20 protein-coding genes and 2 tRNA genes are annotated in these 21,545 nt (G+C 31.1%); 19 read left to right on the top strand and 3 right to left on the bottom strand.

Annotated elements, in window-relative coordinates:
- Complete coding sequence (locus tag JK636_RS05440; protein ID WP_202747805.1) at positions 1-957, top strand: LCP family protein; 957 nt, start codon at positions 1-3, stop codon at positions 955-957.
- A 100-nt stretch (positions 958-1,057) separates the two neighbouring features.
- Positions 1,058-1,954 carry an RluA family pseudouridine synthase gene (locus tag JK636_RS05435; RefSeq protein ID WP_202747804.1) on the top strand — a complete coding sequence of 299 codons (897 nt, stop codon included), beginning with the start codon at positions 1,058-1,060 and terminating at the stop codon, positions 1,952-1,954.
- Between the two features lie 6 nt (positions 1,955-1,960).
- Here the strand turns inward: JK636_RS05435 and JK636_RS05430 are convergent, their stop codons facing one another.
- The gene (locus JK636_RS05430; protein ID WP_202747803.1) at positions 1,961-3,193 is read right to left on the bottom strand and encodes a serine hydrolase; all 1,233 of its coding nucleotides are present in this window, start codon (positions 3,191-3,193) and stop codon (positions 1,961-1,963) included.
- A 185-nt stretch (positions 3,194-3,378) separates the two neighbouring features.
- On the opposite strand from JK636_RS05430, the gene JK636_RS05425 reads away from it, so the two are divergent.
- The 10 genes from JK636_RS05425 to JK636_RS05380 all read left to right on the top strand — a co-directional run bounded on the left by JK636_RS05425 (position 3,379) and on the right by JK636_RS05380 (position 12,618).
- Complete coding sequence (locus tag JK636_RS05425; protein WP_202747802.1) at positions 3,379-3,984, top strand: helix-hairpin-helix domain-containing protein; 606 nt, start codon at positions 3,379-3,381, stop codon at positions 3,982-3,984.
- Between the two features lie 113 nt (positions 3,985-4,097).
- A complete protein-coding gene (gene selD / locus JK636_RS05420; RefSeq protein WP_202747801.1) occupies positions 4,098-5,126 on the top strand; it encodes a selenide, water dikinase SelD in 1,029 nt (342 codons plus the stop codon).
- A gap of 72 nt (positions 5,127-5,198) precedes the next feature.
- Entirely contained in the window at positions 5,199-6,584 is a 1,386-nt protein-coding gene (selA, locus tag JK636_RS05415) for an L-seryl-tRNA(Sec) selenium transferase (protein WP_202747800.1), read from the top strand.
- A 15-nt stretch (positions 6,585-6,599) separates the two neighbouring features.
- Complete coding sequence (selB, locus tag JK636_RS05410; protein WP_202747799.1) at positions 6,600-8,507, top strand: selenocysteine-specific translation elongation factor; 1,908 nt, start codon at positions 6,600-6,602, stop codon at positions 8,505-8,507.
- A gap of 172 nt (positions 8,508-8,679) precedes the next feature.
- Positions 8,680-8,776, top strand: a tRNA-Sec gene (locus JK636_RS05405).
- A 127-nt stretch (positions 8,777-8,903) separates the two neighbouring features.
- Positions 8,904-9,203 carry a hypothetical protein gene (locus JK636_RS05400; protein WP_202747798.1) on the top strand — a complete coding sequence of 100 codons (300 nt, stop codon included), beginning with the start codon at positions 8,904-8,906 and terminating at the stop codon, positions 9,201-9,203.
- Positions 9,204-9,395: 192 nt separating this feature from the next.
- Positions 9,396-9,569, top strand: a complete 174-nt coding sequence (locus JK636_RS24125; RefSeq protein WP_202748749.1) for a site-specific integrase — start codon at positions 9,396-9,398, stop codon at positions 9,567-9,569.
- A gap of 447 nt (positions 9,570-10,016) precedes the next feature.
- Positions 10,017-10,886 (top strand): ankyrin repeat domain-containing protein, encoded by an 870-nt coding sequence (locus tag JK636_RS05390; protein ID WP_202747797.1) that lies wholly within the window; start codon positions 10,017-10,019, stop codon positions 10,884-10,886.
- Between the two features lie 307 nt (positions 10,887-11,193).
- Complete coding sequence (locus tag JK636_RS05385) at positions 11,194-11,340, top strand: hypothetical protein (protein WP_202747796.1); 147 nt, start codon at positions 11,194-11,196, stop codon at positions 11,338-11,340.
- Positions 11,341-12,536: 1,196 nt separating this feature from the next.
- Positions 12,537-12,618 (top strand) — tRNA-Leu (locus JK636_RS05380).
- 93 nt (positions 12,619-12,711) lie between these two features.
- Here the strand turns inward: JK636_RS05380 and JK636_RS05375 are convergent.
- Entirely contained in the window at positions 12,712-13,218 is a 507-nt protein-coding gene (locus JK636_RS05375; protein ID WP_338025753.1) for a metallophosphoesterase family protein, read from the bottom strand.
- A gap of 169 nt (positions 13,219-13,387) precedes the next feature.
- Between JK636_RS05375 and JK636_RS05370 the strand changes: the two genes are divergently transcribed.
- The 3 genes from JK636_RS05370 to holA are packed head-to-tail and all read left to right on the top strand — an operon-like array spanning position 13,388 to position 16,508.
- Positions 13,388-13,696, top strand: coding sequence for a hypothetical protein (locus JK636_RS05370; protein ID WP_021657256.1), 309 nt, complete (start codon positions 13,388-13,390; stop codon positions 13,694-13,696).
- Positions 13,693-15,465, top strand: coding sequence for a ComEC/Rec2 family competence protein (locus JK636_RS05365; protein WP_202747794.1), 1,773 nt, complete (start codon positions 13,693-13,695; stop codon positions 15,463-15,465). Before JK636_RS05370 ends, JK636_RS05365 begins: the two co-directional genes overlap by 4 nt.
- Positions 15,466-15,485: 20 nt before the next feature.
- The gene (gene holA / locus JK636_RS05360) at positions 15,486-16,508 is read left to right on the top strand and encodes a DNA polymerase III subunit delta (protein ID WP_202747793.1); all 1,023 of its coding nucleotides are present in this window, start codon (positions 15,486-15,488) and stop codon (positions 16,506-16,508) included.
- A 33-nt stretch (positions 16,509-16,541) separates the two neighbouring features.
- On the opposite strand, the gene rpsT is transcribed toward holA, so the two are convergent.
- Positions 16,542-16,808, bottom strand: coding sequence for a 30S ribosomal protein S20 (rpsT, locus tag JK636_RS05355; protein WP_202747792.1), 267 nt, complete (start codon positions 16,806-16,808; stop codon positions 16,542-16,544).
- A gap of 247 nt (positions 16,809-17,055) precedes the next feature.
- Here rpsT and gpr point away from each other — a divergent pair, with 247 nt between their 5' ends.
- From gpr to hemW, 4 genes are all read left to right on the top strand, one after another.
- Entirely contained in the window at positions 17,056-18,030 is a 975-nt protein-coding gene (gene gpr / locus JK636_RS05350; protein WP_202747791.1) for a GPR endopeptidase, read from the top strand.
- Between the two features lie 90 nt (positions 18,031-18,120).
- Entirely contained in the window at positions 18,121-18,411 is a 291-nt protein-coding gene (locus tag JK636_RS05345; RefSeq protein WP_202747790.1) for a hypothetical protein, read from the top strand.
- 113 nt (positions 18,412-18,524) lie between these two features.
- The gene (gene lepA / locus JK636_RS05340; protein WP_202747789.1) at positions 18,525-20,330 is read left to right on the top strand and encodes a translation elongation factor 4; all 1,806 of its coding nucleotides are present in this window, start codon (positions 18,525-18,527) and stop codon (positions 20,328-20,330) included.
- Between the two features lie 14 nt (positions 20,331-20,344).
- Positions 20,345-21,469, top strand: coding sequence for a radical SAM family heme chaperone HemW (gene hemW / locus JK636_RS05335; RefSeq protein WP_202747788.1), 1,125 nt, complete (start codon positions 20,345-20,347; stop codon positions 21,467-21,469).
- Positions 21,470-21,545: the final 76 nt, after the last annotated feature.

Here is a 21,545-nt window from a genome sequence, read left to right as displayed (position 1 = left end):
ATGGGGAGAATAAAAAAGAGGCACAGGTTTAGAAATTTTATACTTGTAGTTCTTACACTTATAATATGTTTAGGTCTAGCTACTGGAACTTCATTATATAACTACATGCTAAAACTAAGCAATCAAAGCAGTAATCAAGGTGAAAAAGTAAAGCCAAAAACAGTAAGCAAAGATGAACCGGTAAACATACTAGCTATGGGGGTAGACATAGGTGTTGTTGGTTCAGAAGATAAAGATAATCTTAAAAGGACAGATACAATTGTTCTTATTAATTATAATCCTAAGCTTGAAGAAGCGAATGTTATATCTATACCAAGAGATACTTTAATTGAAGTAAATAATAAATATAAAAAAATAAACGAAGCCAATGTTATTGGGGGACCGGCATTTTTAATTGATGCTGTAGAAAATATGCTTAATATAAAAGTAAATTACTACGGAAAGGTAGATTATGCTGGCTTTAGAAAAATAATAGATATAATAGGCCCTGTAGAAGTAAAGATAAATAATAAAATGGATTACGATGATTCTACTCAGAATTTACATATACACTTTAAAAAGGGTGAGACAGTTCAACTTGATGGAAAGAAAGCTGAAGAGTTTTTTAGATGGAGAAAAAATAACGATGGCACTGGATTAGCTGATGGAGACTTAGGAAGAATAGAAAATCAACACTTATTTATGAATAAGGTTATTGATAAATTTAAAAGCCCCGCTATAATCCCTAAAATACCTAGCATAATGTCTTCTCTACCTAATTATATAGATACTAACATGAGTGCACAGGATATGGTAAGGAATGGATATGCTATAATGAAACTTGATAAAGCAAAGATAAATATGTATACCTTAAAAGGTGATGCTGAATATATATCAGGTATATCTTATTTAATATATGATGAAAAGAAGAATAAAGATGTCTTAATGAAATTACATTATGAAACTGCAAAAAAATAAATTAATATATACAAAATGGCTGGATTTGATATAATTGATAAAGTAAGAAAGAAATTAACTGTGTTATGTCACAGTTAATTTTTTGTTGAGGTGAAACTTAATGAGTAAACTAAAATTTGAAGTAAAAAATGATGAAGCAGGAATGAAGCTTAGAGAATACCTTAAAAAGAATGCACAGTTATCAACAAGGCTTATTAAAGGGGCAGCGATACAGGGCAGAATTGAGGTTAATAATAAAGTCGAAAAGCTCAACTATGTACTAAAGGAAAAGGATGTTATAGGCTTTGAGGTTAGAAAGGAAGAAAGTCAAAATATAGAACCTGAAAAAATGGATTTGGAAGTAATATATGAAGACTGCGATTTAATCGTTGTAAATAAGTCTCCAGGTATAGTAGTACATCCTACCAAAAGCTATCCTCATGGAACACTTGCCAATGGACTTATATATTACTTTAGGGATAAGGGAGAAGATTGCATAGTAAGACTGGTAAGCAGGTTGGATATGGACACTTCGGGACTTATAATAGTTGCTAAAAATCAATTTTCGCATATGGCTTTAGCTCGTGACATGCAAAAGGAAGAGTTTAAAAAAAGCTATTTGGCAGTTGTTCATGGGAATATTAAAGAGTCAGAAGGTACAATAGATTTACCTATTTACAGACCTACTGACGACAGCATTAAAAGAGTAGTGGACGAAAGAGGGCAAAAAAGCATTACGCATTTTAAGGTTGTAAAGAGTTTTGAAAAAGGAGATTTAGTGAGGTTAACCTTAGAAACCGGGAGAACTCATCAAATAAGAGTTCACTTGAGCCATTTAGGACATCCTATATTTGGTGATAATTTATATGGAGTAGAAGATGACAGCCAATTAATTAAAAGACAAGCGCTTCACGCATATAGATTAGTATTTCCACATCCGAGAAGTGGAGAATTAATTGAGCTTGAAAGTAGTATTCCTAAAGATATTGAAGAGCTTATAAAAGAAATAAGCAGTTAATCCTGCTTATCTTCTATAGGCTCTTCTTTTATTTATTATTCGTACAGCAAGAAGCAAGACTATCATTCCTAGTACCGAGTCAATAATGTAAGACGTTATATTTCTATTTTTATTATGGCTTGTTACATTAAAACTTAAGGCGGATTTTGTCTCATGATCTATACCGCTTATAAGCATTATATTTGAAAGAGGATTATTTTTAAATTTTATTGAAGCCTCCATAATACTGTCACCTTTTTTAAAGGAAATATCCTTTAAAGACTTATTGATTAAATTTGTTACAGGCACTTCGGAAGCATTTTTTTCTTTTACGTAATAGTAATCATCATCAGCTAGAAGAGGTATATTCAAGTTATCCTCTGAATAGGTTGCTACTGTATCGCCTTTACTATAAAGCTTTACTAAATCAAAATTATTAAAACCATAGTTAAATAAATTTTTTGCATCAACATAGAAATTTTTCTGGCCGTCATGTACAAAAGCAGCGATTAATCTATGACCATTCTTTGAGGCACTGGCAACGTATGAGTGCTGTGATTGAATAGTATAGCCAGTTTTTCCTGCTTCAGCAGGAGCGTAATAATACATTGAATTTTTATTTATTAATTTATTTTCGTTAGCAAGATTAATTCCATCAGGATGCAAATTAGTTGGCGGAATTTTATAAGAGAAAGTTGAAGATATTTCTCTGAACTCTGGATGTTTGATAAGTTCCCTCATAATAAGAGCCAAATCTTTTGCAGAAGTTTTATGATTACTGTCATAAAGACCACTTGGATTTACAAAATTGGTATTCTCACAGCCAAGTTCTTTAGCACGTTTATTCATAAGCTTAGCAAAGTCGTCAATTGATCCTCCAACATGTTCCGCTAAAGCTTCTGCACAATCATTTCCAGATAGAAGGAGCATACCATAAAGCAAATCTTTTACATGCATTTCCTCGCCTTCGTATAAACCTATTTTGCTGCCGTCAACAAAAGGAACCTTTTTACTTACTTTAACAATATCGTCTAATTTGGTATTTTCCAGAGTCAACAGAGCAGTCATAGTCTTTGTAGTAGATGCAGGCGGATAGGCTGCATTCATATTTTTTGAATATAATATAGTTCCGGTAGTTGCATCCATTAAAACTGCACTATCAGCAGAAACTGAAGGCTCAGCATCTTTTGCGGATACTTTATAATTTATATTGGAAATCAATAAAATAATCGAAAGAAAAAAAACAATATACTTCTTCATCATATCCCCCTTGTATTTCTTAATAGCGTCATAATCAACATTATTACAGACCTAAAGCACAATTAAATAAATTATATCAAAAAATATTTAATTAGGCGACAAAAAAATAAAAAAGTTGTCAATAATTTAATAAAGATGAACAACTTCATCTATAACTAGAATTATAGGAAATAGGGAGGTCATTTATGAAGACTAAACAAAAGATAATTGGCTCCATAGTAATAGTAGTGCTGCTAGCAGCTTTTCTAATAATTGGGTTTGTAAATAGTAAAGCTAAAACACATAAATTGAATGAAGATGATATTTTTGTGGAAAGCATTGAAAAAAATGAAGCTAAGACGGATAACAGCAGTATGATTACTGTATGTATCAAAGGAGAGATTAAGAAACCGGGAGTATACAAACTAAAATCCGGCAGTATCGTTGATGATTTAATAAAGCTCTCAGGGGGACTTACTGAAGATGCAAACCTAAACAGCAAGCTTAATTTAGCTAGGAAGTTAAAGGATGAAGATTATATCTATGTTGAAAAAAAGATAGAAACGGCTAACAATGGTGCTTCTGTGCAGACAGCTTCGCAAAATGTACAGGAAAATGATAAAATTGATATTAATACAGCAACTTTAGAACAGCTTGACAAGCTTCCTGGTGTCGGGCCTTCTACTGCTCAAAAGATAATAGATTATAGAGAAAAACACGGGAATTATAATTCAATAGAAGATTTAAAAAAATTGGGAGGAATAGGAGACAAGACTATAGATAAATTAAGGGATAAGGTAGACATTAGATAATTAATATTATACAATTGTTTTGTTACTTTATATAAGTTAGTTTATATAATTTACGATAAAACCTGCACTGACAGGATTAAACTTGTAGTATCCTTTGAAAGGAGAGATAATAGATGACTAAAAGACTTACTGAAATGTCTAGAACTTCAGGCTGAGCAGCTAAAATAGGGCCGGAGACCCTTTCGAAAATTTTAGGTAATTTGCCTGTAATGCAGGACAAGAATTTAATTGTAGGAATAGAAACTTCTGATGATGCTGCTGTATATAAAATAGATGATGAAAAAGCTATCATACAAACTTTAGATTTCTTTACGCCTATAGTGGATGACCCTTATACCTTTGGACAGATTGCTGCAGCAAATTCTTTAAGCGATGTTTATGCAATGGGAGGAAAGCCTCTTGTAGCTTTAAACATAGTTTGCTTTCCAATGTGTCTGCCTATTGAGGTTTTAGGAGAAATATTAAGAGGCGGTGCGGATAAAGTGCTTGAAGCAGGTGCAGTAGTAGTTGGAGGACATACTGTGGATGATAATGAACCTAAGTATGGACTTTCTGTAACTGGAATAGTGCATCCTAATAAAGTTCTGAAAAATTATGGTTCAAAAGTCGGGGATGTAATTATTCTTACCAAGCCATTGGGAACAGGAATTATAAACACAGCAATTAAAGGTGGAATTGCTTCAGAAGAGGCTTATAAAACTGCAGTAAAAGTAATGGCTGAGCTTAATAAATATGCTGCCGAGGCGATAACTGATTTTAACATAAGCGCATGTACAGATATAACAGGATTTGGATTTTTGGGACACAGCTATGAAATGGCAAGTGCTTCAGAGGTTACCTTTAAATTTAATAAGGATAAAATACCTTATATTTCTGAAGCTAAAGAATATGCAGAAATAGGGCTTGTTCCAGAAGGAACCTACAATAATAAAGCTTATCTTGAAGGAAAATATGAGCTCAACAACGTACCTGAGTGGTTCTCTGATATTTTATTTGATCCTCAGACTTCAGGTGGACTTTTATTCACTTGCAGTGCTGAAGAGGGAGAAAAAATAGTTGATGATCTTAAGAAAAAGAATATAACTGCAGAAATTGTGGGAGAAGTATTTGAAAAAGAAGTTAGCTATATTAAGGTTCAATAACTAATGATTATCTATAGCTTAAGATGTGTATTTTAAGCTATAGATACCTTAAAGGGAGGATGCACAGCAATAATGGATAATAAAAGCTTGCTTAGAAAGCTGCCTAAAATAGATGAACTTTTAAAGGAAGACATAGTTTCTGAAAAAATGAAATCCATTTTAAGACCTTTAGTAATTGATGCTCTAAGAGAGACAATAGATAAATTTAGAAATGATATATTAAATCAAAAGCTTGAAGATTTTGAAAGAGAAGATATACTAAATTATTTTATTTATTTAGTTGAAGAAAAAAATACTCCAAGGCTTAAAAAAGTAATCAACGGAACCGGAGTTATAATACATACAAATTTGGGAAGATCTATTTTGTCTAGAGAAGCAGTTCAGAATGTGCTTACCGCCTCTGAAAACTTTAACAATCTTGAGTATAACCTTGAAAATGGTGAAAGGGGCTCAAGATATTCTCATGTTGAAGGTATAATAAAGAAAATAACAGGAGCAGAGGCTGCTATGGTTGTAAACAATAATGCTGCTGCAGTAATGCTTGTACTATCAACTCTTTGCAAAGACAAAGAGGCAATAGTTTCAAGAGGACAATTGGTTGAAATAGGAGGATCATTCAGAGTACCTGATGTTATGACTTTCAGCGGTGCAAAACTTGTTGAAGTTGGTACAACAAACAGAACGCATTTATATGACTATGAAAACAATATCAGTGAGGATACAGGCGTTTTTTTAAAGGTACATACTTCAAATTTTAAAATCATGGGCTTTACAGAAGAAGTTTCTATTGAAGAACTTGTTGAGCTTGGAAGAAAGCATCATATCCCTGTGGTTGAGGATATAGGCAGCGGAGTTCTTATAGATTTTTCAAAGTATGGTTTTACTTATGAACCTACAGTTCAGGAAAGTTTGAAAAAAGGAATAGATGTTGTCACCTTCAGCGGAGACAAAATGCTTGGTGGACCTCAGGCTGGTATTATAGCAGGAAAAAAAGAATATATAGATAGAATAAAAAAGAATCAGCTTACTCGTGCACTTAGAATCGACAAGATGACTTTAGCTGCTTTAGAAGGCACTCTTAAATATTATTTAGATGAGCAGCAGGCTGTTTTAAACATACCTACTCTTTATATGATTCTAAGCTCTAAAGAAGAGCATAAAAAAAGAGCTGCAAGACTTAAGAATAAACTTAAAAAAGCAGTGCCTCATGTTGATGTTAATATAGATACAGACTTTTCTATGGTAGGCGGAGGATCTATGCCTACAGAAAAAATACAAACTTATGTGTTAAAAATTAAAAATAACAACTATACAGCAAAGCAGCTTGAAGAAAAACTAAGAAAAAATAATACACCTATTATAGCAAGAATATATAATGAGGAAATTATTTTAGATTTAAGAACTGTTTTTGACAGAGATTTTGATACAATTACTGAAGCATTTAAAAACATTATGTAGTGGAGATGGGAATACATGAAACATGTTATTATAGGAACTGCAGGACATATCGATCATGGTAAAACAACTCTTATAAAAGCATTAACAGGAAGAGAAACTGATACTTTAAGAGAAGAAAAAGAAAGAGGTATCTCAATAAATTTAGGCTTTACTTTTTTTGACCTTCCTTCTGGCAAAAGAGCAGGAATTATAGATGTACCTGGGCATGAAAAATTTATTAAAAATGCCTTGGCTGGAGTAAGCAGCATTGATGTAGTTCTGCTTGTGATAGCAGCTGATGAAGGTATAATGCCTCAAACTAAGGAGCATTTTGATATACTTCAGCTTCTAAACATAAAAAAAGGTATTATAGTTTTAACAAAAGCAGATTTAGTAGATGATGAATGGCTTTCAATGGTTCAAGAAGAAATTAAGGAATATTTTAAAGGAACTTTTCTTGAGAAGGCTCCAATACACTCTGTATCCTCAAAAACAGGAGCGGGAATTAAAGAGCTTGTTCAAGATATTGACAAAATTACTGAAGAAGTTGAAGCAAAGGATACTGAAGGTCATTTTAGACTTACAGTAGATAGAGTGTTCTCTGTAAGTGGTTTTGGAACTGTAGTAACGGGGACAATTATAAGCGGAAGAATAAATGAGGGCGAAGCTGTTCAGGTATATCCATCTATGCAAATAAGCAGAGTAAGGGGAATACAAGTCCACGAGAATTCTGTAAAGTATGCTGAAGCAGGCCAAAGATGTGCAATAAATTTATCAAATGTTAAGGTTGAAGAAATTAAAAGAGGAGATATTATATCAAAAGAGGCTATTATGGAATCTTCTCTAATGATAGACTGTAAGCTTAATTATTTAAAGTCCTGTGATAAGCCTTTAGAAAACAGACAGAGGGTAAGAATTTATCACGGAACAAGCGAAATACTCTGTAGAGTCATAATACTTGACCAGGAACAAATAATGCCTGGAGAGTCTGCATATGTTCAGCTTAGACTTGAAGAGACCTTAACAGCTCAAAGAAATGACAGATTTGTTATAAGAAACTATTCTCCTATGTATACAATAGGCGGAGGAATAATAATTGAGCCTGCTGCCAAGAAGGCAAAAAGGTTTGACAGCAATTATATAGAAGAACTTAAGATAAAGGAAAGCGGAAGTGCAGAAAGCATATTAGAAAAGACAATTGAAAAATTAAGCTCTGAATACCCTGATGAAACTATTATACTAAAAGCTCTTGGGAAGAATGAAGAAAACCTTGAGGAAAAATTGAAGGTTTTATTAAAGGATAAAATTATAGTAAAGCTTATCTCCTTAGACAAGCCGTTATATATTCATAAAAATTTTATAAAAGAGAAAACTTCTGAGATTGAAAAAATGCTTTTAAAATATCATTTAGATAATCCCTTAAAAGTAGGAATATCTAAAGAGGAAATTAAAAATAAAATTTTTGGCAAGAATATTAAACAGAAAACTTATGATGAAATACTAAAACTTTTAGAGGAAAGAAACATATTAAGTTTCCACGGAAGTTTTATAGCTTTAAAAGAATTTCAAATTAAATACAATAAAGATCAGCAGAGAATTAAAGATAAAATTATTGCTGCGTTTGAAGAAAGCAGATACAATCCTCCTAAATATGAAGATTTAGCAGCAGCTGAAAAGGATAAAAAGTCCTTTAAGATGGTGTATGATTCTCTTCTTGATATGGGAGAATTAATAAAAACTTCTGAGGATTGCATATTCCTAAATGAATATTATGAAGAGGCAAAGAAGCTTGTAGTTGATTTTATAAATGAAAAGGGAAGTATATCTGCTGCGGAAGCAAGAGATTTATTTACTACAAGCAGAAAATTTGCTGTAGCACTTCTTGAAAATTTTGATAATCTTAAAATCACAAAGCGTGTTGAAGATGTAAGAGTGCTTTATTAGTAATTAATCATTAAATTCTTAAATTCTTATCTTCTTATCGCGATATCTTCTTATCATGAAAAGAAGATATCGCGATGGAAAGTATATCACCAATTTCCTTTAACATTATTTGTTATTGACATTTATAATATTTTCTAATAAAATCGTTATGGATGTTGTAATAAAATATTATGGGAGTAGATAAGTGCTGGTGTGCTTGCCAGTCTTCAAAACTGTGTTGTGGCGCTAATAACGTCATGGGTAGGTTCGATTCCTACATACTCCCGCCAAATTCAGCAAAATCAATGACTCATGAGAGTTTTATAAAATTCTTATGAGTCTTTTTTCATGCCTAAAAATTAAAAAACTGTTAGGCAGAAAGACTCACTACTAAAATTAAGAAAGTGAGTGTTTTCAATGATTAAGAAAAAAGTTAAAATTAACAACAACATCAGTTTTGAAACTGATATGCAAAATGACCGACACAAAAATAAATTGCTGGATTTGGAGGATTTTTTTAATCTGCATGATAAATTTATGCAAGACAAAGCCTTGGAAGGACTAGCGACGAGGACTCTTATAGAATATAACGTAAATCTAAATTATTTTAAAAAGTACTTAGAGGGAGCATATCAGTCTGATTATGACTGTATTGCAGTAAATGGAGAAATATTTAAAGGATATCTGTATTTTATGGTACAGGAAAAGAAATTATAGTCCTTTTACAGTAAATATTAGAGTAAGGACTATCAAGGCATATTTAAGATGGTTGTATAATGAAAAATATACACAAGATAATTATGCTCTAAAATTTAAGTTAGTTAAAACACCTGTAGATGTTGTTCAACCATTATCGGATGAAGATATTAGAAAAATGCTGAAAGCTTGTGATACAAGTACATATAATAGATTTCGAAATTACTGCTTAATTTAGATTGTGGAATAAGGATAGGAGAAGCTTGTGAATTAAAAGTTGAAGATATAGACCTAAAGCAACGTTTAATAAATGTTAGGGCAGAAGTAGCCAAGACAAGAACTTTTAGACAATTGCCTATAAGCGAGATTACTGCTAAATTACTATAAGAATTAATTGATATAACAAAATCTAATGAATGTGAATATGTATTTAGGCATACATTCGCTACTAATGCAGCTAAATCAGGAAAGATGGACTTATTTACGATTCAAAGAATCATGGGGCATAGCAGATAAGTAGTCACGACCTTTATATTTTTGAATTCTACTCAAAATTAGCTGAATATGTCTGTAAAAGTATCGACTTTATTAAGAATCCTAAATATCTTAAAGGAAATATTGTTTCGGATGGTTTCTTTAAATTTCAATACGATGATTGCTTATATTTTTGCTTACTTGAAGTAGATTTTAAAAGAGTTATTAACTACTTAGAATTATTTATTTGACTTTCAAGCCGATGTTTATATATCATCGGTTTTATTTATTTAAATAATGAAATATTGTTGAATTAATGGTAATATATGTATTGAAGATGATTTAAAGGAGAGAGAAACTATGAAAAAGATATTAAGTTTATTATTCATTTTAGCTTTGTTTTTAAATATGATTGGGTGCAGTAGTAAGGAAACAACTAACAATAATTCACTACAAAATAATCAAATTTCCAAAAAAGAACTTACACCAGATGAGGCAAAAAAGCAACTTGAGGATAAATATAATACACCGTTTAATACAAAAAACTTTTTAACTATGATAAAGAGTAATGATATTGATAAAGTAAATCTATTTTTAAAAGCAAAAGTAGACCCTAACTTAAAAGACTTAGAGGACAAATCTTGGTACGGAAAGACTGCTATAATGATAGCAGCAGGATTAGGATATAAAGATATAGTAGAATTATTAATTAGAAATGGTGCAGATGTAAATGCAATTGATGATAAAAGTAGAAATATACTTTGGACTGTAATAGATAATGATAAGCCAAATATGATAAAGCTTTTAGTTGATAATAAAGTTAATATTGAATATATCGAACCGAAAGATAATAAAAATCCTTTATACTATGCATTCTCATTTAATAAGAAAGAATGCATAAAAGCACTAATTGAAGCAGGTGCAAATGTTAATATTACAAGAGAGGACAGCAGTATATTACAATTTGCAGTATTTAGAGATGCAGACTTAGATATAATAAAAATGTTAATCGATAAAGGCGCGAATATCAATTATCAAGATAGTATTGCGAAATTTACACCTTTACATATGGCTATTTATCTTAATAGAACAGAAACAGCTAAGATATTAATTGAAGCTGGTACAGATTTAAATATTAAAGATAAGAATGGTTTAACACCATTAAAACAAGCTGAAACATTGGATAGGACTGAAATAATAAATATACTAAAGAGCAAAGGGGCTAAGTAATTATATTATAAAACAGGAGCAATAAACTCCTGTTTTTTTATTTTAATAGATATATAAAATTGGCCAATTAAAAAACTCTTCAACAAATCAATTCTAGGCTACTTAAATTTCTATCTATACAATTCCGATAATTTATATAATTGTTCGTCATACAGCTTGTACGTACCATATTGATACTCAATTAGGCAGAAGAAATCTAACACCCATTCAAAGAATTGCAATAGCTGAGAAGTACAGACCAATATTTAAAAGAAGAGCAGAAGAAAATTTATCAAAAGGAGGTAAAAGCTTTTCCCAAAAGGAAGGTTTGAAGATTTCTGCCAAGGTTTCAGAGAATATACACACCTGTGATGAACTAGCTAAAGTCGCAGGAGTGTCTCACGACACATATTCTAAAGGTAAAAAGAATTCTACCTATAAACGAAGAAATGTAGACATTAACGAAAGAATGTGAAATATAACGAATTAATTTCATTAACGAGAAAATGTAACAATGAACGAAAATCTCACACGTATTCAAAGAATCGCGATTACCGAAAAATATAGACCAATATTCAAAAAAACAGAAGAAAATTTAAAACAGAGTGGAGAAATTTTCGGAAAGGGTTTGAAGAAATCTTCTAACCCTATAGAACAAGTTCACACTAGAGTTATATATATATTAAACAAAACAAGTTCCCCAATCCAATATGTTTTGTTAGTTGTCAATAAAAAGCTGTTGTCTATATTTTAATAGATAGCTGTTTTTTATTTTTTGTCGATTATGTTTTTTTTGAATATACACTGGATTAATTCTAAAATATATAAATAGAAGAATTTTTTTAAACTGTTATTCAGGATGACTGTAAATTACTTATGAGTTATTGATATACATAGGATTAGAGTAGCATATATCAGGAGCCAGTCTTCAAAACTGTGTTGTGGCGCTAATAATGTCATGGGTAGGTTCGATTCCTACATACTCCCGCCAAAAATTGATTTATAAAGGGTTTTAGCTGGATTTTATAATTCATTTGAAACCTTATTTTGTGTTTTAAGTTAGATTTAAGATTAGGATGGAAAAGTGAGGCATATTACTAAGTAATTTTCTTAGGAAAAAGGTCATCTAAGAGAAAACAGGTGTTATTTTGTTAACTTAATATTAAAAGTTAATTAATATATAGTTTTTATAATTGTCATGGAACTGTCACATTTTGAACTTATTATATATATTGAACAAAATAAGATCCCCAATCTAATATGTTTTGTTAGTTGTCAATAAAAAACAGTTGTCTATAGTTTATAGATAGCTGTTTTTTATTTTATATATCAAATTAATATATTTGTAATGTAGTTGTAATTAAAATGTAATAATTAAAATGTATTATATTAATTAGAGAAGGAAATAGTTCATCCCAAACAAATAGTTTTATAGCACTAAAAAGTTGATTTTTCTTTAAATCAACTTTTTTAGTTTAAGTTTAAGTGAAGCATATTTAACTATAAAAATAGATTGCAAAGGTACAGCTTTACTTTTAAGATAAATGGAATTTTATAGCGATTTTATAAAAGGCACTTTACAAGTATTTATACTCTATGCTATAATTTCAATGTAATAAACATGAAATATGTTTAATAAAAACCAAATGGCGTATAGAGCGCTGTAAAAATGCGAGAGTGGCGGAATGGCAGACGCGCACGTTTGAGGGGCGTGTGGGAGACCGTACGGGTTCAAGTCCCGTCTTTCGCACCATTATTTTGTCTAAAATTAATGTTTGAACATATTTTATAAGCAATACGTCTGTAGATTAAGTCTTTACAGGCGTATTGCTTTTTAACATGAAAATCATATATTGCTAAAAAATTTGATTTGTGCATTTATAAAGTTCTTATCAAGTTCAAGTATTATTATTGAATACCAGCGTTCTTTTCGCTTACTTGTCGGAGAACCGGGATTTAACATTAGAGTTTTATTCATGGTTTTAATAATAGGCAGATGACTGTGCCCAAAAACTATAATGTCCACTTTATCCTCTTTAAAAACTTCATAAGCTTTGTCAATTGTGCTTTTCCCTTCTCCATGACCATGATATATCCCAATTTTATATCCATTCAGCTTTATGATTTCTTTTTCTCTTACAAGTTCTTTTACTGCATTTCCATCATTATTACCGAAAACACCAATAAAGGGTTTATACTTTTTTATGGTTTCTATAACTTTGCTGCTCTTGTAGTCGCCTGCATGTATTATAATATCAACCTCATTAAAATATTTTTTTAAAAGCTCATCTATTTTATAATTATCTTTTGATATATGTGTATCAGACAGTATTCCTACTTTTATTTTAGCCACCTCCAAATTAAGCATCTATTATAAGGTATTCTTATGCAGTTAGGTGTGTTATATGTATTGTAAAGTTATTTGTAAATACTTTTGATTAAACTAATAGCTTTTGGATAAAATAAATATGAAAGCATGATAGTCATAAAGCGTATACAAAGAATACAGGAGGATTATTAATATGATAGAAAATATTATGGAAACAACTGTAATGGGAAGTAATATTGTTTTTTTAAATATACCTGAAGAAGATTATTTTTTAAGTTATGATTCTGTAACAAGAGAGGCAGCACAGGAGATAACAAGCAATTATTTTTTAATGAGAGCTAGAGAAGGGGTTCCTAAGGTAAAAGATATTCAATTTGACGAACCAAGTCATAGAGTTAAGATTACACTTGAAGTAGATTTAGAGGATAACAACTACTCTGGATTAAAGGGTTACAAAGTGCCGGACTCATTGAATATAACAAGGAATAATGAAAAGCAATGAAGCCTGTTAAACCTTTGATTTATTATGCAGTGAGTCTGTATTTAAGCTGCATAGCCTTTATAGTATTTACAGAGAACAAATCTTTAGGTGCAGTTATAGCTGCATCTTTTTTAATTATAATTTTCTTCACTATAGATAAACGATTTTTCACATTAATTTGCTGTTTTTTTGTAATTGGTCTTATGGCTAATTTCATATACTATAAAGCTGTAAACCTAAATAATATTGAAAGCGTAAGGATTGTAAAAATTAACGAATTTTCTTCAATAGCCAAGGTTTATGGAAGAAAAGTTCTTATTAATGGTAATTTGAAAGACACTCAAGAGGGAAATAATATTTTTATCAAGGGTAAATTTGAACCAAAAATTGATTACCTAAAGGGCACACTTGGAATTTTTTATGCTGATGAAGTGAAAGAAGGAAAAAATGATTTTTTATCTTCCTTATATGACTTGAAACGAAAAACCTTTAATAAATTTAATCAGCACTTAACTAAGGAAAAATCAGCATTGGTAATGTCTTTATGTTTTGGAGATACGAGCTATTTAAATGAAGATCAAAAGAATAACTTTAAACAATTAGGAGTAATACATGCCATAAGTGTATCAGGCTTTCATATGGCTGTTATTTATAAAATACTAGAGAGATTTTTAGGTATCGAAGGCTCAATTGTCGTGTCTCTTTTATATGTGATTTTTACCGGAACGCAGCCTGCCACAGTAAGAGCTTTTCTTATGATCTTTATTCTTAAGCTTTCTAAAAAGGTATATAAAAATTATGATAATTTATCTGCATTAAGTTTATCAGCTATTTTAATTATCATAATTGAACCTTTTTATGCTGTAGATATAGGCTTTGTTCTTTCTTATTTATCCACCTTAGGAATAATACTCTATTATAATAAGATTAGAAGGTTTTTACATAAGCTGCCGAATACCATTAATGAAAGTCTGAGTTTAACTCTAAGTGCTCAGGTATTCTCTATGCCTTATGCAGGAATGACTATTGGAAACCTTAGTTTTGGATTTTTAGCGGGTAATTTAATATTACTGCCCATATATACTGCATTGGTTATAACTGGAAATGCTGCTTTAATTGTATTAAACTTTGAATTCATATTTAGTTTAATATGCAAACTTATTAATATAATAACAATTACCCTAGATGGGGCTGATTATATACTGCTAAAAATTACGCCTAAAGTAAGTGAAGTTTCGTATATAGATTGTATTGCACTTCTATGCTTGGTGATATCTTTTATATTAGTAAAAAGAGGGTTTAATAAATTTAAATATATGCCTTTATTTGTATTAGGTATGATTCTTATTCAAAGTTATAACTTTTTTCCAAAGATAGAGTATGTAGATTTAAAATTTAATGATGGAGTAATTATAAGCTATAAATATGAAAAAATACTAATATGCAGTAAAGAAATAAAAAACACTAATGATTTAAAAAAGCTTAAATATACAAGGCTTATACCTGAATTGAAGGAAAATATTATTATCAATCTAGGAAGGAACTATTCTGTAAAAGCATTCTCTTTAAAAAATGATAAAAACAAATCAATAAATCTAGAGGTCTCTGCGCATGATTCCAATATTATTTTAACAAGAAACAGCGAGGAATTTATGGATATAGATTTAAAAAAGTATGATATAATTAGAGTGCCGAAAAAAACATATTTTACTTCAAATAAAAGCTTTAATTCAAATTCTGAGTTAAAGGAATATAGAATTATATTTGACAAAATATATACTTTAAATTAGCTTGAAAGGGGTAACAGCTGTTGCTTGAATATTTAGATCTAGAACAAAGACTTAAAGGTAATAAATTCGATAATTGCTATATCTTTTGCGGGGCTGATGAAGCTTTAATAAAAGAAAATATAAAACTTATAAAGGATAGGAATTTGCAGCCAGAGTTTGAGGACTTAAATTATGTTCAGTTTGACGGACTTACTGCAAATATGGAAGCTGTGATTAACACCTGTGAAACTGTTCCTTTTATGAGTGAAAAGAAGGTTGTTGTAGTCTTTAGAGCAAATTTTCTTGGAGGTGCCGAGGACAGAGAAGCAAACAAAAAATTTGAGACTATAGGCAGGTATATTGAACAACCAGCAGAACACTGTATTTTAATTTTATATTATGTTTTTGAAAATGATAGGGAAAAGCCAAGCAGCAGGGTAAAAAAGCTGGACAAAAAAGCTTGCACAGTTAAGTTCGATAAACTTAAGGGTGTTAATTTCGAAAAAAAGGTAAAGTCTATATTTGAAGAAAAGGAAAAAAATATAGGAAAGATTGAATTAAAACTATTTTGTGAAGGCCTGAATAATGATATGAATATTGTTCTTAATGAAATTGAGAAGCTGTGCTGCTATACTTATGGAAGAGAGATAAATAAAAAAGACATATTTGCTATGCTCCCTCAAAAGACTGATAATGACATATTCGGATTGGTAGATAATATTTCCCAAAGAAAACTTGAAAAGGCTTTAGAGATACTTAATGAACTTATTTTTAAGGGAGAAAAAATACCATATATACTGTATATGGTTGAAAGGCAGTTTAATTTGCTGCTTCAGATAAGATACGGAATAGAAGAGGGTAAAAACAAAGAAATACTTTCTAAAGAATTGAAGCTTAACCCATATATTTGTGAAAAAATGATAACCCAGAGTAAGAAATTTTCGCTAGGCGGACTAAGAAATGCTATTAACTTATGTTTGAGTACAGAAGAAAGATTGAAAAGTTCTTCTGTTGAAAGTAAAACCGAAATGGAACTTTTAATATTAAATGCTATCAGCGCATAAAATAAATAACCGGTATAAAAACCGGTTTATTTATTAAGCGTTCATAGCATTTAATTTTGCTGCAAGTCTTGATTTTTTTCTAGCTGCCATGTTCTTATGGATTATTCCCTTTGAAGCAGCCATATCTAAAGCTTTTACAGTATTTGAGAATGCAACTTTAGCTTCTTCAGCATTTCCTCCTACAACTGAAGCTTCAAACTTCTTTATTGTAGTTTTTAATGATGATTTTACCATTTTGTTTCTAAGTGTTTTAACTTGAGTTACTTTTATTCTCTTTTGAGCTGATTTTATATTTGCCATTTGTTATTCACCCCCTTATATTATTATAGGGTCTCGGCAGTTTGGGGAAATCTGCGTACGAGTTTCTACATTAACAAAGCATATTATAGCACTTATTTATATTCACTTCAAGTAAAATTTACAAATTTAGCATTTTGCTAAGTTGCTATTAAATTGAATAGGATAATGTATAATGGAAAAACTAATTTTAATTATATTAGTAAAGGGGTGAATTTGCTCAGAATATAAATTCGAGAGCAGAGGGTGCATGAGAAATATTAGAACAGATTTAGCTATAGAAGCAAAGGAGATATACCAAAAGGAAAGCGGTGGCAGGATATCTGGAGTTAATGTAGAAGAAGAAAATGAAGGAGATATAAAAGTTTCCAGAGTTAGAATATTGGATGAAGTTGGAGAAAGAGCTATGGGAAAACCAATCGGTACTTATGTAACTATTGATATTCCCGAGGTGACTCACTACGACAGCGACACTATGGATGAAGTCAGTGAAATAATGGCTAAGGTACTCACTCCGCTTGCCAGTCTAGATAAAAGTATGACTGCTCTTGTAGTCGGGCTTGGAAACTCAAATATAACTCCAGACGCCCTAGGACCTAAGGTTATATCAAAGCTTATGATTACAAGGCATTTAAAGGAGCTTGTGCCGGACAGCATTGACGAAGATATAAGGCCTGTATGTGGAATTTCTCCTGGAGTTTTAGGCACTACTGGTATTGAAACAGGAGAAATTATAAAAGGTGTAGTAGAAAAGATTAAACCAAACTTAATTATATGCATAGATGCTTTAGCGTCTCGCAAAATGGAAAGGGTAAATAGAACAATACAAATAGGAGATACAGGAATATCACCAGGGTCTGGTGTAGGAAATAAAAGAATGGAAATAAGTAAAAGAACTTTAGGAATACCGGTTATAGCAATTGGCGTTCCTACAGTTGTAGATGCTGCAACTATGGCAAATGATACAATAGACCTGGCAATAGATGAAATGATTAAACAGTCTACAAACGGTGGGGAATTTTATAATATGCTTAAATCAATAGATAAAAATGAAAAACAGAGGATGATTGAGGAAATATTAAATCCTTACATAGGAAATCTAATGGTAACTCCTAAAGAAGTTGATTTGGTTATAGATTCACTTTCAAAGGTTATTGCAAATGGTATAAATATAGCGCTTCAACCAGCTTTAGGGCTAGAAGATATAAATCGATATATGAATTAATACTTTGGGAAATATTACCTGATTTATAATTTTAATGAATAGAAACTTACCAAAAAGTACATCCTTATAAAAAAGGAGGTACTTTTTGGAATGAAAAAAATTAAATTTATTATAATATTTTCTTTGTGTTTTCTAATAGTTGGATACGGGTTTATTAAAATAAGCAGCGACCTACCGGATTTTATAAAAAATAGGTCTTATATAAAAGTCTCTTTTCATCCTAATCCTTTTGATTTAAAGTTTGATATAGGTAATTATATTATTTATATAAATAACGATGCTTTCAAAAATATTAACGACAGTAGTGTAGGGAAGATTAAGAATGCTGTAGAAAACAGCATTTTCAGAGATTTTATAAAAGGCGAAATCAGAAATCCATAGCTTGACGCAAGCAGATATAAAATAACTTTATACTATATTGTAGTATTTATTGACAGAATCTCGGACAGTTATGGTATAATTTATTTTGACTTAGTATAAACGGGGGTAAAGATATGCAGACTGATAAGCAAAAACATATAAGAAATTTCTCTATTATTGCACATATAGATCATGGAAAATCTACGCTTGCAGATAGACTATTAGAAAGAACAGGAACTTTAACTCAAAGAGAAATGGAAGAGCAGGTTCTTGATAATATGGAGCTTGAAAGAGAAAGAGGAATAACAATTAAAGCTCAAGCAGCTAGATTGGTTTATAAAAGAGAAGATGGTGAAGAGTACATATTAAATCTTATAGACACCCCAGGTCATGTGGATTTTAACTACGAAGTTTCAAGAAGCTTGGCTGCTTGTGAGGGAGCTGTTTTAGTAGTAGATGCTACACAGGGAATACAGGCACAAACATTAGCTAACTGCTATTTGGCTTTAGATCATGATTTGGAGATAGTACCAGTAATAAACAAGATAGATTTAGCTAGTGCTAGGCCTGAAGAGGTAAAACATGAAATAGAAGATATTATAGGTATAGAAGCAGCAGACGCTCCTTTAGTATCAGCAAAATCAGGATTAAATATTGAACATGTATTAGAGGCTATTGTGGAAAAGGTTCCTGCGCCTGTTGGTGATGAAGAAGCACCTCTTAAAGCTTTGATTTTTGATTCCTATTATGACAGTTATAAGGGAGTAGTATGCCATCTTAGAATCAAAGAGGGAACTGTAAAAGCAGGAACAAAGGTAAAACTTATGGCAAGCAATAAGTTTTATGAAGTTGTAGAAGTTGGAATATTTGCTCCTCAGATGGTGCCAATTGAGGAATTAAGAGCAGGAGATGTTGGATATTTAACGGCTTCAATTAAAAATGTAAGAGATGCAAGAGTTGGCGACACCATAACCGAAGCTGACAGGCCTGCTAAAGAAGCTTTAGAGGGATATAGACCAGCAGTACCTATGGTGTTCAGCGGAATATATCCTGTTGATGGTGCGGAATATGAAGAGCTTAAAGAAGCATTAGAAAAGCTTCAGCTAAATGATGCTGCTTTAAATTTTGAGCCGGAAACTTCTATAGCTTTAGGCTTTGGGTTTAGATGCGGATTCTTGGGACTTTTACATATGGAGGTTATCCAAGAGAGAATAGAAAGAGAATTTAATATAGACATTATAACTACAGCACCATCTGTTATATACAAAATAACTCAAACAGATGGAGAGGTTATAGATTTGACAAATCCAACAAATATGCCGGAAGCCTCAAAAATTCATTATATGGAAGAACCTATAGTTAATGCTTCTATTATAACTCCTACAGATTATGTTGGAGCAGTTATGGAGCTTTGTCAAAGCAGAAGAGGAAACTTTAAGGATATGCAGTATCTTGAGGCAACAAGGGCTGTTCTTCATTATGATATGCCGCTTAACGAAATAATATATGACTTTTTCGATGCATTAAAATCAAGAACAAGAGGATATGCTTCATTAGATTATGATTTAAAAGGATATGCTCAAAGCAAACTTGTAAAGCTGGATATTTTATTAAATGGTGATACAGTGGATGCATTATCAATGATTGTTCCTGAAGAAAGAGCATATAACAAGGGCAGAAATATTGCAGAAAAATTAAAGGAAATCATACCAAGGCAGCAGTTTGAAATACCTATACAGGCAGCTGTAGGAACTAAGATTATCGCCAGAGAAACAGTAAAGGCTTTAAGAAAAGACGTATTAGCGAAATGTTATGGCGGAGATATAACAAGAAAGAAGAAACTTCTTGAAAAACAAAAAGAAGGTAAAAAGAGAATGAGACAGATAGGTACTGTTGAAGTTCCTCAAGAAGCATTTATGTCCGTATTAAAAGTAGATTAAAAAGGAGAGTCAGTATGGAAAACAAAACAGCACTTTATATACACATACCTTTTTGCAAACAAAAGTGCTTATACTGTGATTTCCCCTCCTTTGCTGGAAAAGAAGCATTAATGATGGATTATATTAAGGCATTATGCAGCGAAATAAAGAATAAGGTAAAAAAAGAAGTAAGTACTATATTTATAGGTGGGGGAACTCCCACCTATTTATCTTTAGAATGTCTATATGAGCTGAAAAATTGCCTGGATGGGATAAAAAAAACTCATGATGTTGAATTTACAGTAGAAGGGAATCCGGAAAGCTTCAGCAAAGAGAAACTAGAAGTTTTTAAAAGTATGGGAGTGAACAGATTAAGCATAGGTCTGCAGGCTTGGCAGAATAGACTGCTTAAAAGTATAGGAAGGATTCATGATTTAAATAGTTTTACAAATAGTTTTAAATTGTCTAGAGATGCAGGTTTTAAAAATATAAATATTGACTTGATGTTTGGACTACCTGGGCAAAATATTGATGATTGGAAGGAAACACTGCTTAATGTTGCTGAATTAAATCCAGAACATATATCTTGTTACAGCCTTATTGTAGAAGAAGGAACGCCATTTTATGGTATGAGTTTAAAAAATAAACTTGATTTGCCTGAAGAAGAGATAGAAAGACAAATGTATGAATATGCTTTAATCTTTTTAAAGAAGAGAGGTTATGAGCATTATGAAATATCTAATTTTTCAAAACATGGCATGGAATCAAAGCATAATATGGTGTATTGGAGCATGGATAACTATATAGGATGTGGTACTGGTGCACATTCGTTTATGAACGGAATAAGGTATAGAAATATTGAAGATATAGAAAAATATATTTATATGATGAATTTAAAAAATAGTGCAGTTGTAGAAGAATATACAAATACAGATAAGGATAATATGGAAGAATTTATGTTCATGGGTCTAAGAAAGATAAATGGAATAAGCAAAAATGAATTTAAGGAGAAATTCAACATAGATATCCATTCAGTATATGGGACTGTTATTAATAAATTTTTAAATAATAAATTGCTTTTAGAAGATAATGAAAGAATATATCTGTCTTCAAGAGGGATTGAGCTGTCAAATCAGGTTATGTGTGAATTTATATTGTAATATGGAGAAAATTAAAGAAAAAATAAGCAAATAAAACTTAAAAAAAATTATTGAGACTATATGATTTATTATGGGC

The organism is Clostridium rhizosphaerae (genome assembly GCF_016765585.1).
Lineage (GTDB): Bacteria > Bacillota > Clostridia > Clostridiales > Clostridiaceae > Clostridium_AT > Clostridium_AT rhizosphaerae.
Note: the sequence above shows the minus strand (reverse complement) of the source record. Positions and strands in the feature narration are given on the sequence as shown.

Coding starts and splice junctions, on each gene's coding strand:
- JK636_RS05440 (WP_202747805.1), top strand. CDS start 1: ATGGGGAGAATAAAAAAGAGGCACAGGTTTAGAAATTTTATACTTGTA.
- JK636_RS05435 (WP_202747804.1), top strand. CDS start 1,058: ATGAGTAAACTAAAATTTGAAGTAAAAAATGATGAAGCAGGAATGAAG.
- JK636_RS05430 (WP_202747803.1), bottom strand. CDS start 3,193: ATGAAGAAGTATATTGTTTTTTTTCTTTCGATTATTTTATTGATTTCC.
- JK636_RS05425 (WP_202747802.1), top strand. CDS start 3,379: ATGAAGACTAAACAAAAGATAATTGGCTCCATAGTAATAGTAGTGCTG.
- selA (WP_202747800.1), top strand. CDS start 5,199: ATGGATAATAAAAGCTTGCTTAGAAAGCTGCCTAAAATAGATGAACTT.
- selB (WP_202747799.1), top strand. CDS start 6,600: ATGAAACATGTTATTATAGGAACTGCAGGACATATCGATCATGGTAAA.
- JK636_RS05400 (WP_202747798.1), top strand. CDS start 8,904: ATGATTAAGAAAAAAGTTAAAATTAACAACAACATCAGTTTTGAAACT.
- JK636_RS05390 (WP_202747797.1), top strand. CDS start 10,017: ATGAAAAAGATATTAAGTTTATTATTCATTTTAGCTTTGTTTTTAAAT.
- JK636_RS05370 (WP_021657256.1), top strand. CDS start 13,388: ATGATAGAAAATATTATGGAAACAACTGTAATGGGAAGTAATATTGTT.
- JK636_RS05365 (WP_202747794.1), top strand. CDS start 13,693: ATGAAGCCTGTTAAACCTTTGATTTATTATGCAGTGAGTCTGTATTTA.
- rpsT (WP_202747792.1), bottom strand. CDS start 16,808: ATGGCAAATATAAAATCAGCTCAAAAGAGAATAAAAGTAACTCAAGTT.
- gpr (WP_202747791.1), top strand. CDS start 17,056: ATGAGAAATATTAGAACAGATTTAGCTATAGAAGCAAAGGAGATATAC.
- JK636_RS05345 (WP_202747790.1), top strand. CDS start 18,121: ATGAAAAAAATTAAATTTATTATAATATTTTCTTTGTGTTTTCTAATA.
- lepA (WP_202747789.1), top strand. CDS start 18,525: ATGCAGACTGATAAGCAAAAACATATAAGAAATTTCTCTATTATTGCA.
- hemW (WP_202747788.1), top strand. CDS start 20,345: ATGGAAAACAAAACAGCACTTTATATACACATACCTTTTTGCAAACAA.